Consider the following 14,631-nt stretch of genomic DNA (forward strand, 5'->3'; position numbering starts at 1 on the left):
TCACTGAGAACATAAAGGACATTATATGCGAATCAGCTCTTCTTTTACCTATCAAACCGGTGCTTCAGGGATTAACCGTCAACAAAACACCTTGTTTGAGCTGCAAAAACAACTTAACTCGCTTAAGCGGATTAACAGTCCTTCTGACGATCCAGTGGCTGCGGCGCGGGTGTTAGATACTAAACAATCTGATAGCCGCAATGCTCAGTTTATTGAAAACACCAAAGCGGTAGACTCTGCCTTGCAGTTTAGCGATAACGCGCTGCAAACTGTATCTGACATCATGACGCAGATGAAAGAAATGGTGGTGCGGGCTGGTAACCCTGCCTTTAAGGACACCGACCTTAAAATCATCAGTGGCGAATTTGATGGCAAAATGGAAGAATTAGTCGGGGTGTTAAACACGACTGATGGTCAAGGGAATTATTTATTTTCCGGTACAAAAACCAGTACACCGCCTTATACCATTGAAGGCTCCCGCCCCTATGGCGCTGATACCGTGATTCGTTACAACGGTAACGATGGCCAAAAATCGGTTCAAACAGGCACTGCACGACAAATCGCTATTACAGATCCAGGTTCTGCAACCTTTGGCACTGGCAGTACCGTTGGCCGCGACTCCGGCAACATTTTTGATACTATGTTGCGCTTTGGAGAAATGCTAAAACAGGGCCGTGATGGTTTAAATCCAAAAGCGAATCTGCCTCTTAATAGTGGTACTTCGGTCACATTAAAAGTGGCTGATTCTGTTCCAAATATTACTAACACCACTGCTGCTGCCGCATTTGAAGATCTAAAGGATGCGTTTGGGCAGGGTGGGGTGAGTATGACTCTACCTGCTGGCATGGATAATGCGACCTTGCCTACTTTGCCAGCGCCTTATAGTGCTAATTTCCAAGTGGCTTACGATGGAAAAGTCGGTGAATATCGTATCCGAACCACTGGTGGTGAAGATACTGGTTTAACGCTCAAATTTGAAAACTTGCCAACGGGCCCACTTGTAGCAGACAGTGTTACCTTGAAATCTTATACCTTAGAAGCCGCACAGGTCATGAAAGGGGTAGACAAGGCACATGAACGTTCGTTATCCACCTTGGCTGCAGTGGGGTCTCGTCGTTTAGAGGTGGAGCAAAGTCGTGATCTCGGTGAAGACCTGAACTTGGTCTACAAAAAATCGATTAGTGACTTGGAAGATCTGAATATTGCAGAAGCTAGCACCAGCTTAGTCATGGCGAAAACGGCACTAGAAGCGTCGCAGCTGTCTTTCTCAAAAGTAAGCTCGTTGTCACTGTTTAACTACATCAGCTAATTGATGATAGCAAAACAAAACCCCCGCGATTAAGCGGGGGTTTTTTATTCTGGCGGAGAGAGGGGGATTCGAACCCCCGTGGGGCGCGAACCCCCCACTGATTTCGAGTCAGGGCCGTTTAGCCTCTCCGGCATCTCTCCGAACTTCGAAACAGACGCGCATCTTAACAGAGCTAACTTTTCTGTCAAGATGCGCGTCGTTGTTGCTTAGCTAAAGCTCAATTTTCCGTTGCGTGCATCAATCACAATCACCGATTTTGGTGGATAGTGTCCGGCTAATATTGCTTTTGCCAGTGGGTTTTCGATTTCATTTTGAATGGCTCGTTTCAATGGACGAGCACCATAAATCGGATCAAACCCGGCTTCAGTCAACAGGGTTAACGCATCGTCTGTGACTTGTAGCGCCAGTTCTAACTTGGCCAAGCGGCTTTCTAAATGGCGCAGTTGAATTCGTGCAATCGATTTTATGTGCTTATCATCCAAGGCATGGAAAACCACCACTTCATCAATCCGATTAACAAACTCTGGGCGGAAGTGAGCTTTGACTTCACCTAACACGGCAATTTTAGTCAGTTCATAATCATCGGTTGCCATGGTTTGAATAATTTGGCTACCAATGTTCGAGGTCATGGCAATGACCGTGTTGCGAAAATCGACAGTTCTGCCTTGGCCATCTGTTAAACGCCCATCATCCAACACCTGCAGCAAAATATTAAACACATCGGGGTGGGCCTTTTCAACTTCGTCCAACAGAATCACCGAATAAGGTTTACGCCGAACTTGTTCAGTCAGATAACCACCCTCTTCATAGCCAACATAACCTGGGGGCGCACCGATGAGGCGTGCCACCGAGTGTTTCTCCATATATTCGGACATATCAATCCGAATCATGTGTTCTTCACTATCAAACATAAAGCCGGCCAGCGTTTTGCACAGTTCGGTTTTACCCACGCCAGTCGGCCCAAGGAATAGGAAAGAGCCATACGGTTTATTTGGATCAGACAGACCAGAACGGCTACGGCGAATCGCATCTGCCACGGCACGGACGGCTTCATTTTGTCCAATAACACGCTGATGTAACACGTCTTCCATTCGCAACAGTTTTTCGCGTTCCCCTGTCAGCATTTTTGAAACAGGAATCCCTGTCGCACGGCTCACCACTTCTGCGATTTCTTCAGCACCCACTTGGGTTCGTAACAGTTGATTGGGTTTTTTCTGTCCACCTTGGCTGGCTGCTTCGGCTTCTTTCAGGCGGGCTTCTAATTGGGGTAATTTGCCATATTGCAGCTCTGCCAGTTTTTCCCATTGTCCTTGTCGTTTGAGTTCCTCAATCTGCACTTTCAGCTTGTCGATCTCTTCTTTGATCGATTGGCTACCCTGCTGTGCTGCTTTTTCAGCCTTCCAGATTTCTTCTAGGTCGGCATACTCGCGGCTTAATTTTTCAATTTCTTCGTTAATCAGCGCTAAGCGTTTTTGACTCGCTTCATCCGATTCGCGTTTCACTGCTTCCCGTTCAATTTTCAACTGAATTAAACGGCGATCGAGCTTGTCCATTGACTCTGGTTTTGAGTCAATTTCCATTTTGATTCGGCTTGCTGCTTCATCAATTAAATCAATGGCTTTATCAGGCAGGAAACGGTCAGTGATATAACGATGTGACAGCTCGGCAGCGGCAACAATCGCGGGATCGGTAATATCGACACCGTGATGAATCTCATATTTTTCCTGTAAGCCGCGCAGAATAGCGATGGTATCCTCAACCGAGGGTTCACTGACCTGCACCTTTTGGAAGCGGCGTTCTAGTGCGGCATCTTTTTCAATGTATTTACGGTACTCATCCAGTGTCGTTGCGCCAAGGCAATGCAGTTCACCACGAGCTAGCGCAGGTTTCAGCATATTGCCTGCATCCATTGCACCCTCGGCTTTACCTGCACCCACCAAAGTATGAATTTCATCGATGAAAATTAAGGTGTTACCTTCATCTTTGGCTAAATCATTTAACACCGCCTTGAGTCGTTCTTCAAACTCACCACGGTATTTTGCGCCGGCCAATAAGGCAGCTAAATCCAACACTAACAGTCGTTTGTGTTTCAGCGATTCAGGCACTTCACCATTCACAATTCGTTGGGCGAGGCCTTCAACAATTGCTGTTTTACCCACCCCCGGCTCGCCAATTAACACAGGGTTATTTTTGGTGCGCCGTTGTAAGACTTGAATGGCACGGCGGATTTCATCATCTCGCCCAATCACTGGATCGAGCTTGCCCTGTCGTGCGCGTTCGGTGAGGTCCAGCGTGTATTTACTTAACGCCTCGCGTTGACTCTCTGCGTCGGCGGTGTTGATGGTATCGCTGCCACGTACGGCGTTGATCGCAGCCTCCAAAGCAGCGGTTTGCCCACCATGTTCTTTGAACAAGCGGCCTGTTTCGCTTTTATCTTCCGTTAACGCCAATAAGAACATCTCACTGGCAATAAATTGGTCGCCTCGTTTCAGTGCGGCTTTTTCTGTGAGGTTGAATAAATTGGCCAGCTCTTTCGACACACTGATTTCACCGCCGGTGCCACTGACCTTCGGCAAGCGCTCGATAGCGGTTTTCAGGGCCTGACCTAACCCGCCAGCATTCACACCAGCGCGGGCTAACAGCCCCCCAACGCCGCCTTCGCGATCATTGAGCATGGCCAATAAGACATGCTGTGGTTCGATATAGGGATTGTCATTGGCCAAGGCCAGACTTTGTGCATCGTTGATGGCTTGTTGAAATTTCGTGGTGAGTTTGTCAAAACGCATGATGCTTTCCTACTGCAATTAAGTTAAACCCTAACTTGGGTAGGGGAAAAACTTTATCAAGTAAGAAATTTTTTCTGATTGGGTCTTGATTTATCAGACTTTGTCTAGGCAGGAGCGCTTGGGCGTGTGTGTGCGCATATCAGCGAAGGTGCCATCCAAGGCAAGATCGATTATTCTATGTAGATCTTCTTTATCTTGCGAGAAATCCAGCACATCATGCCAACAAAACAACAACATCCCTTATTTTTTGCTGCTGCTGCGATTGTGATTTGGGCAAGTTTGGCAACATTAGGTACCCGAGTGGCAGCCGTGCCGCCGTTCTTAACCGTGGGAATTACCTTATTGGTGGCGGGAGTATTAAGTTTACCGACTTATCGTCAATGGAAAGTACCGCTACCGACGCTTTTGGTTGGCATCGCCGGTATTTTTGGTTACCACTTCTTTTTGTTCTTAGCCTTTCGCCTAGCGCCAGCGGTAGAAGCCAATTTATTAAATTATCTGTGGCCGTTATTGATTGTGCTGCTGTCGCCAGTGTTGCTGCCAAATATGGCGTTGCGGCGGCAACATATTGTTGCCGCTGGGTTGGGATTTATTGGGGCAGCATTGATTGTGACGAAAGGCTCACTGTCATTAGAGGCCCGATTTATCACCGGTTATGCCTGCGCTGTATTAGCTGCATTTTTATGGGCTGCCTATTCGTTGTTGAGCAAGCGGCTTCCGCCCTATCCAACGGCAGCAATTGGCCTATTTTGTTTATTGTCTGGGGGGCTATCGCTATTGAGTCATTTTGCATTGGAGCCTGCCTACACACCGAAGATGCAGGAATGGATATGGCTAGGTCTATTGGGGATTGGGCCGATGGGTGGGGCGTTTTTTTTGTGGGATAAAGCGTTAAAACAAGGCGATCCACGGAAAATTGGCGCATTAGCCTTCACCACCCCGTTGTTATCGACTTTATTGTTGATTGTGACCGGGAGTGGTGTTTTAGATGGCTATGCGTTGGCGGCGATTGTGTTGATTGTCGGTGGCGCTGTGTTAGGGACCCGCACACCAAAATAGACGATGCTAATTAGATTTCACCATTTCAAGTTGATGAATGACTTCGCCGAGACGGTTTTGCAGTGCGTAATTGGCTTGGTACGCTTCGGAGAGTTCTTCAAAACTGTCGCGTACCAGATTCACTAACGCCGTTTCTTGACGCTCGGTGAGTTGTAAACCGACTAAAGCCCCTTCAACGCGGTGAAGTAAGGTGTCTAATAATGCCATCGTGTTGACTTGGTGATCGCGTTGTTGACGATCAATGTCGTGCAGCATTTGGCCAAGTGAGCCCAAGGTTTGGTGGATGAGATTGCCCCGTTGTTGTGCCAGCTGTTGGTCATATAGGGCTTGTAACCGCCCTTCAACGGCTTGTACTAACGTGGCAAGGTGATCGCGTAGCCGCCCACAGCGTTCTTCATCCTCAATCGGTAGATTGTTCACAATCAATTGCACATGAGGATAGTTGATGGACAACCGATTTTTGAATTGGATAATGCGGTCCATGCTGATGATGTGCTGTAACACCGAAATTTCGAGGGCGGTGGCTGGGCCGCGATGGTTAAGTGTCAGTCGTTGATTATCACCATATAACAGTTGTACCACGCCTTCTAATTCAAACAAGCGGATTGAATCAAGGGTATTTGTTGCCAGCGTTTGAATACTTGTGCATTCGTTCAACTGCTTGAGAATCTCCAACAACATACCGGTTTCGCTCATGCTGGTCATTGCCAACATGGCGGTGTTGGTGGCCCATTGAGCTTGGCTCTTGAGTTGTTGGCGTTCTTCTGCCAGCTCCAATACCTTAGCCACTTTACTCAGCAACATTTTGGGATTGATCGGCTTATTGACGAAGTCTTCCGCCCCGACTTCAAACCCACGCAGGCGATCTTCAAGACTGTCTAGCGCCGACAGAAATAAAACCGGAATCTCTGCCAGCGCCGGATCTTGCTTAATGCGTTGACACAAGGTGTAGCCATCGATATCCGGCATTTGCACATCGGCCAAAATCAGCTGGGGTCGGTGGATTTGTGCTTGCGCTAACAGCTGTAAACCATTGTCTAAGCTAATGACTTGGTATTCTTCACTGAGGGTATCGCTGATGAATTCCAGCATAAATTCATCATCATCCACAATCATGACTAGTGGGCGATCGCCACAGGAGTCAAAAGATAGCATGCTGTTATTCTCCAATTGGGGCTAATTTATACCCTGTTGTTAAGCGCGTGTTGGCTGTGTTGGAAATGGGCCTCGATGAGGGCTAATTGGCTGTAAGCCTCGTGACGATTGGCGAGGGCGGCGGTTTCCATCTCTTGTAAGGTCTGCCCAAGCACCACCGCACCAACTGTGTTCGCAATCGATTTGAGTCGGTGACAGATTTTAGCCATCTGCATTAAGTCTTGTGCAGCACATGCCGCGGTTAACTCAACAAGGCCGTCATTCATGGCGAGGGTAAATTTAGCAATGTATTTTTTATGTCGTTCACTGTTATCACCCAACATAGTATGCAAAATCTCATGGTCTATCCACTGCTTTTCTGGACTCGGACAGCTTGACTGTGTGGCTGTTTTGGCGACCATAGCGGGTTGTGGCGGGGTGGTGATGGGATGGGTAAACCAATAAACCAAAGTCCGATACAGCAAATCAGGTTGGATAGGCTTGCCAATAAAATCGTTCATGCCCGCTTTATAGCATTGCTGTCGATCTTCGACCGAGACATTCGCGGTCATTGCCAAAATCGGGACATGGTCTAAAGCACGGTTTTGCCGCAAATGTTCGGTCGCAGAAATACCATCCATCTCTGGCATCTGCATATCCATCAAAATCAAGTCAAAAGTATGTTGTGAAGTTAACATCACAGCGTGTTTACCGTGATCGGCAATCACCACTTCAATCCCAACTTGTTCGAGAATTTCCGCGGCGACTTGTTGGTTAAAGGGATGATCATCGGCTAGTAAAACTTTTTTGCCATGTAAAACGGGGGTGTATGCCTCATGCTGTTCCAAATGGCGATTGCTTTCAGTGCAATACAGGACATCGCTGACTGTGGTAAAGACTAAAGAAAACGAGAATGTGCTGCCGTGACCAAATTCGCTGTGAACTTGTAACTCTCCCCCCATCAACTGCACCAACTGATGACTGATTGCCAGCCCTAAACCTGTCCCACCATAACGGCGTGAAATCGAACTATCGGCTTGATGGAAAGACTGAAATAAACTCAACAAAGTGCTTTCTGGCATACCAATCCCAGTGTCTTTGACCTCGAATAACAAACGCACTTGTTGTTCAAAATCTTCTGCCATCGAAACTGCCAAACAGACACTGCCTTGTTCAGTAAATTTAATGGCATTGCTCATTAAATTGAGCAACACCTGCCGCAGCCGCAGGGCATCTCCCCGCAAATAACGCGGTAAACAGGCTTGCTGTTCGATTTTCAGGAGCAGTTGTTTTTCCGCTGCTTTTTGGCTGACAAAACTGGATAAATTTTCCAACAACACATACAGATCAAACGGTTGCTGTTCAATTTCTAGTTTGCCCGCCTCGATTTTAGAGAAATCCAGGATGTCGTTAATCAACCCTAAAAGGTGGGTACCAGATAGGGTGATTTTTTGGAGATAGTCGCGTTGTTTGGGTTCTAATGGGGTTTGTAAGGCAAGATGTGCCATGCCCAACACACTGTTGAGTGGCGTGCGGATTTCATGGCTCATATTGGCTAAAAACGCGCTCTTGGCTCGATTAGCGCTTTCTGCCTGTTCGCGTGCTTCTTCTAATTGCCGTGTGCGTTCAATCACCCGTTGTTCGAGTTGGATAGCAAAACGCTTCATTTCTTCTTCGGCTGCCCGCCGTTCAGTAATGTCACGCACCATCGCGGTGTAAATCGGTTGCCCGTAGTTATCTGAATAGGAAACCGAGACTTCAATCGGGAAGGTCGAACCATCTGAGCGGAAACCCATCACTTGCCGTCCTGGGCGGCCGCGCATCCGGCGTGGTGAGCCCCCCTCGGCAGCAAATTGCTGCATTAAAAACTGATGGTTGGGGGCTTTGGTGATGGGAATTAACCGATCAAGCGGATAACCCAGCATATCTTCGGCACGATACCCGAACATATCTTCAGCCGCAGGGTTGAAAACGATGATATTAAATGCACTATCGACGGTAATAATCGCGTCCATCGCTGTTTCGATCATACTCGACAGCCGCATCTGATTGGCAAGCAGGGCTTGTTCAGTGGCTTTGCTGCGGCTGATATCGGTATGGGTGCCGATCATACGCAAGGGGCGGCCTTGGGCATCGCGTGAAATAATCATGCCTCGGCCGGCAATCCACTTATAACTGCCATCCTGACAACGCAAGCGATATTCCACGACACAAATATCTGTTTCACCACGCAAATGGCGTTGCACCTCGACATAAGCGCGTTGCCGATCATCAGGGTGAACGCGCACAATACTTTCGTTTGCGCTTTCGTAAAGTTCGCTTTTTTGATAGCCGAGTAAACGACACCATGTCTCGGAATAGGTCACTACATTGCTGAGCAAATCCCAATCCCATACCCCGTGTCCAGCGCCTTCAATCGCAAATTTCCAGCGTTCTTCTGCCTGCTGTAGCGCCTCACGGGTATTTTGATAGGCTTCACGGGTGCGAATCGCATTGATTACTTGGCCATAGGTGACTAACACCGGCTGTAGGGTATTGGCCAGGGAAAGATCATAACCCCCCTCTCGGTTTGCTACCCCGATCAGGCCGATCATTTCTTCGCCTCGGATGACCGGAACCGACATAAAGCTATGTAATGGCCGATGTCCCGGGGGCAGGCCTTTGCTACGCGGGTCGTTGGCGGGATCGTTGGAAATCGTGACACTTTTGCTTAACAACGACACGCTAAACAAAGCATCTAGCTGATGAAACTCCATGCCGCCATTGCGGCTGGTTTGGTAAATCGCTCGTGAGGCTTCATCCCATGAAATATCACTCAGGGCATGGATGCGGACATAGGGTTTTTGTTGTGTGTCGTATAACACCTCACCAACGAAGCCGTACTCACTCTCGGTCAGTTGTAACACCTGTTGCAAGATGGTTTGAAACGTATCTTGTGTGGAAGAACTGATAAAAGTGCTTTGAATTTGTGAGACGGCTTTCAGGTCAGCTTCTAGGAGCGCAAGGTCACTGATGTCTTGCAAGCTGACAGGCACCACTTTTGCCGTTTCGACATCTTGAGGAATCGGAAAAGAAATAATGGCGTAGATACGTTTGCCTTGTAGCGTTTTTAACTCAACTTCAGCCCGGAAAATTTTATCGCCACGCCAAAACGCCAGCAATTCTTCGCGGATTTTGGTGATACAGCCACGGCCAAACAAATGGTTAAAACCATGTAGCAGAAAATCTTCGCGTTGGCTGCCGCCAAATAAACGGACTGTGGCGGGATTGACGTCAATGACTTTAATCAGGCTCATTAGCGAGAACATCATGCCCGGGTTTTGATCGAGATATTGCTCAAGATCCGTAATGCCTTGCATTTTTAGCTGTTGCAAATGCAAAAACAGCGGGCGCATGTCCTGATTCCAAATCGACAGCTCGGCATGGTCGAATAATTGCCGATAGCTCTGTTCACGCTCAACCAAGGCTTGTTGTTGGATAAATTGATGCGTCACATCCAACATCGTGACCAAAAAAGCATTGCCACGCTCTAACGCTAATGGCGCCCGTTTGACGATAGCGATTTTGACATCACCATTTTTGCAACGAATACGGCGCTCTAAAATCGGATAGACAATGTGGTCATCTTGCCGCACTTGGCGCGATTCAATGACCCACTCGCGATAAACCGGATCGGGATAGGCTTGTTCCCACCATTTTTCTAAGGTTGGGATATCGTCTTGTGTATAACCAAAAAGCTCGGAAAAAGCGGGGTTAAGGTACAGCACATCGCCTTCTGGCGTGTAAATGCCGGTGGCGACAGGTAAGGCCTCGATCACTGCTTTTAAATTGCGCGCACTGCGTTCGGTGAGGTGATTCAGACTGCGTTCGTGCTGCTGGTGCACCTTATTGCCGATAATGATGGCTGTGTCTGGCGTGGTTTTCGCTAAGGCCAAATACGATACCGGTTCGGTTAAAAAACTGACCTCGCCTGCTTCGACAATCCCGCTATACAGATCACTTTCTGGCACATACCATGCTCGAATCAGAATCGAACGGCTTTTGCTTTCGCTGATATTGATACGGCAACGACATTCAAAATGGATGCCATGTTTGAGCGCATCTAACCAAGCGGTTAAGACGGTGGCTAACTCTTCTGGTACCACTCGATCGAGCCAAGCGTGGCCGAGGGCATACGAATCTTCCAAGCGAAATAATTTTTGCCATGCACGGTTCACATAGCGATAGTGTCCCTCTCGATCGGCAACAAACGAGGGTAGCGGTTGTGCATCGAGTAGGCTCAGTAAGGCAGCAGCATGTGAATAGGTTGACGTAGGCATGTGGCAAAGGCTTTTCAGCGAAATCAATGTCAAAAGAGAGTTTTGATAATAAAAAAATTTTTAAAATAATATATGATTTGTCTGAATTTTTTGATAAAAATCTATAAATCACTATTTTTCGTGTCAGTTTTGTGAGACAAATCGTTTCCTTGCTAAATGCACCCCATCCCCCCATTTCTGCTACATCGCTGTTGTTGGCAGCACACTGGTACTTGTCTTGAATTTTTTGGGATGTCTCTGCTTATGAAATTGCACCTTAACCAAAACCTCAATCAAAACCGCTTTACGGCCTATTCAGAAACCAGCGTCAGTATCAACAAACAGGAACACACCCCACCGTTGTTGGTCAGTGCAGAACGATTAGAAACATGGCAAGTGGCGGATTTTGCTGCTTTGCAGGCCAGTGATTTTGAGGCGCTATTAGCGTGGGAGCCTGAGGTGGTCTTGCTGGGGACTGGAACAGGGCAAAAATTTCCTCATCCCCGATTGACGGCGGCGTTGTTGGCGGCTGGGGTGGGGGTTGAAGTGATGACCACACAGGCGGCTTGCCGCACATTTAATATTTTGGCCGATGAAGATCGGCGGGTGGTGGCGGCACTGTTTTAATCAGAGAGTGGTTTGAATCGCTGGGTGGTGGTTGAGCCAGACGCTACCCCAATAGGTAGCGTCTGCAACCGATTAAAGCCGGCGTGCTTCTTGGACGCCTGAGACATCGGTAATCCGTGCCAATACGCGATAAAGCTCACTGACATTACGCACCTCAACGGTAAAGCGCATCGATGCTTTGAGATCGCGGCTTTGGGTGTTGACTGCAGTCACGTTGAGTTTTTCACGGCTAAAGATATCGGAAATATCCCGCAGCAAACCATTGCGATCCCGCGCTAATACTTCGATATCGATAGGGAACACACTGCGTTCCTGTTTCCCCCACGCAGCATGAATTAAACGCTCTGGTGCATTTGCAGAGAGTCGTTTCAGGGTCAGACAGTTGGTGCGATGAATCGAAATCCCACGTCCTCGGGTCACAAAACCGACCACTGCATCGGGCGGTGCTGGCTTGCAGCATTTTGCCAATACAGTCATCAAATTATTGACCCCCTCAATTAACACCCCTTGGCTGTCAAAGCTGCCACGGCTGGCGCGAATCAATGAATTTGGATCCAGATCTGGCGCGGGTGGTGGCGGATGAATGCTGTGAATCGCCTGTGCCAAGGCCTTAAGCGTGAGTTCACCATGCCCCAGTGCTGCATAGACGTCTTCAATCTTGTGAAAATCTAATTTTTCACTCAACTGCTCCAAATTCGGTTGTACGCTTAAACGCTGGATTTCTTTCTCAAATACCTGTCGTCCAGCCTCAATGGCGACATCAACATTTTGTTGCCGAATCCACTGCCGGATTTTGCTGATGGCGCGGTGGGTTTTCACCCAACCATCATGCAGCCAATCTAATGAAGGGCCCCCTTCTTTTGCTGCCAAAATTTCAACCCGTTGGCCGTTCTCCAACGGGGTGGACAGCGGCACAATTTGCCCATCAATTTTCGCCCCTCGGCAACGATGGCCTAAATCAGTGTGGAGTGAATAGGCAAAATCCAGCGGGGTGGCGCCCTGCGGCAAGGAAATAACCTTACCAGCCGGCGTCAGGACATAAATGGTGTCGGAGAACAGTGCCGTCTGAAACTCGCTGCTCAGCGCGGTGCGGTCGCTGACTTCTTCACGCCATTCTAATAATTGGCGTAACCAAGCAATTTTGGCTTCGTATTGACTGTCGCCTTGTCCACCTTCTTTATAACGCCAATGCGCCGCCACACCATATTCGGCATGTTCGTGCATTTCAAACGTGCGGATTTGTACCTCGAGCACTTTATCCTCTGGCCCGACCACCGCTGTATGCAGGCTTTTGTAGTCATTCGGTTTGGGGTTGGAAACATAGTCATCAAATTCGCCCGGAATCGGATGCCACATGCTGTGAACTAAGCCCAATACCGTGTAGCAATCCTTCAGACTGTGCACCAACACCCGTACTGCCCGAATATCGTACAACTCGGAAAAGTCGAGGTTCTTTTTGCGCATTTTTTTCCAGATGGAATAAATATGCTTGGGCCGACCTGTCACATCGGCTTCGATATGGGCGTGAGCCAGTTCTCGCCGCAGGTCGTTTAAGACTCGCTCGATGTAATCAATCCGTTCTACCCGCCGTTCATCCAGCAAACGGGCGATTTTTTTATAACTGTCCGGTTGCAGATAGCGGAAAGCAAGATCTTCTAACTCCCACTTCACCTGCCATACCCCTAACCGATTGGCGAGTGGTGCAAACAAATCCATCGTTTCTTGTGCAATGCGCCGCCGTTCAGATTCTTGGGGCACACGGGATAAGAAATGCATGGTTTGGGTACGCCATGCCAATTTGATCAGCACAATCCGAATATCCGCCACCATCGCCAGCAACATCTTACGCATGGTTTCTGCTTGTTGTGCCCGCGCTTCTGGCGTTTCTTCACGGTCTTGCGAAGCCAACAGCGTAATCCGTCGCATCCGACTCACCCCTTGCACCAGCTCTGCCACAGTGGGGGTAAAGTGTTTCTTCAGCCAATCAACATAATCACCACGGTAATCAGGCATGGCAAACAGCAAGGTGGCCGCAATGGCATCGGCGAGTAATTCCATATCCGCGACGATGGCGGCGGCGGCAACCGCATGGGTGAACAGACGTTCGCCAACCGGCGGCAATGTGTCATCACCGTAGTGTTCTCGTGCAGTGTGGAAAGCCCGTTCGACAAGGCTGGCCCCTTCCGGTGGCAACCCACTGATTAAACCTGCTAACCAACGGTCTGGGTCAGCTGCATGAGCAAGAGAATCCACCAATGGGCGGGTAACAGAAACCATGGCGATTTTTTCCTAAATTCTTTTTCATCAAAATAGAGACGACATCCATATCTCTAATAAACGTCGTACTGGGGCGGCAAGGCCGATATGTGCTAATTCTGCTGCGTTAACCCAACAGGATGCAGATTCGCGACACTCAGCTCGGGTACGAACGGCAAGCGGATATGGGTAAGCAGTTAAATGAAAATGGGTAAACTGATGCGTGACAGCATGTAAAGGCGCTGGTGCTTCGGCGGCGTTTTCCGCGATCACGGCTAATTCCTGCAACCGTTGCGCTAGCGATGTGTGTTCTGCTGTCCATTCCGGCAAACTCCACAGTCCGCCCCAAATCCCAGTTGGTGGGCGCTTTTCTAAAAAAACACGGCCCTCGGTGTCGTAGAGCAATAACCACCTTACCTCGCGTTGTGGTATCTCTCGTTTTGGTCGTGGGGTGGGTAGCTGGCGCTGTCTGCCCTGTTGATTGGCTAAACAATCTTGAGCAAAAGGACAACTGCCACAATCCGGCTGACCACGGCGGCAGACTAAACTGCCAAGGTCCATTAACCCTTGCGTATAGGGTTGAATCTCGGTCGCATCCGGTAACAGCGACTCGGCCAACTGCCATAGTTGTTGCTCAATCGCTTTATTCCCCGGCCAACCTTCAATCGCGAAGACACGGGTGAATACTCGGCGCACATTGCCATCGAGAATAGCCTCGCGTTGGCCAAAGGCAAAAGCAGCAATGGCGGCGGCGGTGGAGCGACCGATGCCCGGGAGTTCGGCTAACAGCGCTGCGTGTTGTGGAAATTGGCCGCCATAGTGTGTCGCGATGTATTGTGCTGCACGGTGAAGATTGCGTGCGCGGCTGTAATAACCCAAGCCACTCCACAAGCTGAGCACATCATCAATATCAGCACTGGCTAAAGCCGTGACAGTAGGAAACCGCGCCATAAAACGCGGATAGTAGTTCAAGACGGTGCTGACTTGGGTTTGCTGCAACATAATTTCCGACACCCATACCGCGTAGGCATCTGAAACTTGCCACGGTAAATGATGACGACCATGAATTTTCTGCCATGTTATCAGCTGTTTGGCAAATTGTTTGGAAGAGATAGGCATATTCTTATAGAGGGAACGACAAGACAGGTACAATAGAGAAAGT

At 48.8% G+C, this 14,631-nt stretch carries 8 protein-coding genes and 1 tRNA gene; 3 read left to right on the top strand and 6 right to left on the bottom strand.

Features of this window, described 5'->3' with window-relative positions; all coding sequences use genetic code 11:
- Positions 1–25 precede the first annotated feature (25 nt).
- Positions 26–1,309, top strand: a complete 1,284-nt coding sequence (gene flgL, locus ACYVJG_RS01290; RefSeq protein WP_460429407.1) for a flagellar hook-associated protein FlgL — start codon at positions 26–28, stop codon at positions 1,307–1,309.
- 50 nt (positions 1,310–1,359) lie between these two features.
- Here flgL and ACYVJG_RS01295 read toward each other — a convergent pair.
- Together ACYVJG_RS01295 and clpB are read right to left on the bottom strand one after the other, a co-directional pair.
- Positions 1,360–1,449, bottom strand: a tRNA-Ser gene (locus ACYVJG_RS01295).
- A 66-nt stretch (positions 1,450–1,515) separates the two neighbouring features.
- Positions 1,516–4,095 carry an ATP-dependent chaperone ClpB gene (gene clpB, locus ACYVJG_RS01300; RefSeq protein WP_460429408.1) on the bottom strand — a complete coding sequence of 860 codons (2,580 nt, stop codon included), beginning with the start codon at positions 4,093–4,095 and terminating at the stop codon, positions 1,516–1,518.
- Between the two features lie 216 nt (positions 4,096–4,311).
- Here clpB and ACYVJG_RS01305 point away from each other — a divergent pair, with 216 nt between their 5' ends.
- Positions 4,312–5,154 (top strand): DMT family transporter, encoded by an 843-nt coding sequence (locus ACYVJG_RS01305; RefSeq protein ID WP_460429409.1) that lies wholly within the window; start codon positions 4,312–4,314, stop codon positions 5,152–5,154.
- A gap of 6 nt (positions 5,155–5,160) precedes the next feature.
- Here the strand turns inward: ACYVJG_RS01305 and ACYVJG_RS01310 are convergent, their stop codons facing one another.
- Both ACYVJG_RS01310 and ACYVJG_RS01315 read right to left on the bottom strand, forming a co-directional pair.
- On the bottom strand, positions 5,161–6,309 hold the full coding sequence (locus tag ACYVJG_RS01310; RefSeq protein WP_460429410.1) for a response regulator: 1,149 nt from the start codon (positions 6,307–6,309) through the stop codon (positions 5,161–5,163).
- A 26-nt stretch (positions 6,310–6,335) separates the two neighbouring features.
- Positions 6,336–10,607, bottom strand: coding sequence for a PAS domain S-box protein (locus tag ACYVJG_RS01315; RefSeq protein WP_460429411.1), 4,272 nt, complete (start codon positions 10,605–10,607; stop codon positions 6,336–6,338).
- Positions 10,608–10,850: 243 nt separating this feature from the next.
- On the opposite strand from ACYVJG_RS01315, the gene ACYVJG_RS01320 reads away from it, so the two are divergent.
- Positions 10,851–11,213 (top strand): Mth938-like domain-containing protein, encoded by a 363-nt coding sequence (locus ACYVJG_RS01320; RefSeq protein ID WP_460429412.1) that lies wholly within the window; start codon positions 10,851–10,853, stop codon positions 11,211–11,213.
- Between the two features lie 72 nt (positions 11,214–11,285).
- Here ACYVJG_RS01320 and ACYVJG_RS01325 read toward each other — a convergent pair whose 3' ends face one another.
- Positions 11,286–13,490 carry a RelA/SpoT family protein gene (locus ACYVJG_RS01325; protein ID WP_460429413.1) on the bottom strand — a complete coding sequence of 735 codons (2,205 nt, stop codon included), beginning with the start codon at positions 13,488–13,490 and terminating at the stop codon, positions 11,286–11,288.
- A gap of 27 nt (positions 13,491–13,517) precedes the next feature.
- Positions 13,518–14,588 carry an A/G-specific adenine glycosylase gene (gene mutY, locus ACYVJG_RS01330; RefSeq protein WP_460429414.1) on the bottom strand — a complete coding sequence of 357 codons (1,071 nt, stop codon included), beginning with the start codon at positions 14,586–14,588 and terminating at the stop codon, positions 13,518–13,520.
- Positions 14,589–14,631 lie beyond the last annotated feature (43 nt).

This window comes from Aquaspirillum soli (assembly GCF_054781915.1).

Coding starts and splice junctions, on each gene's coding strand:
- clpB (WP_460429408.1), bottom strand. CDS start 4,095: ATGCGTTTTGACAAACTCACCACGAAATTTCAACAAGCCATCAACGAT.
- ACYVJG_RS01320 (WP_460429412.1), top strand. CDS start 10,851: ATGAAATTGCACCTTAACCAAAACCTCAATCAAAACCGCTTTACGGCC.
- mutY (WP_460429414.1), bottom strand. CDS start 14,588: ATGCCTATCTCTTCCAAACAATTTGCCAAACAGCTGATAACATGGCAG.
- ACYVJG_RS01315 (WP_460429411.1), bottom strand. CDS start 10,607: ATGCCTACGTCAACCTATTCACATGCTGCTGCCTTACTGAGCCTACTC.
- ACYVJG_RS01305 (WP_460429409.1), top strand. CDS start 4,312: ATGCCAACAAAACAACAACATCCCTTATTTTTTGCTGCTGCTGCGATT.
- flgL (WP_460429407.1), top strand. CDS start 26: ATGCGAATCAGCTCTTCTTTTACCTATCAAACCGGTGCTTCAGGGATT.
- ACYVJG_RS01325 (WP_460429413.1), bottom strand. CDS start 13,490: ATGGTTTCTGTTACCCGCCCATTGGTGGATTCTCTTGCTCATGCAGCT.
- ACYVJG_RS01310 (WP_460429410.1), bottom strand. CDS start 6,309: ATGCTATCTTTTGACTCCTGTGGCGATCGCCCACTAGTCATGATTGTG.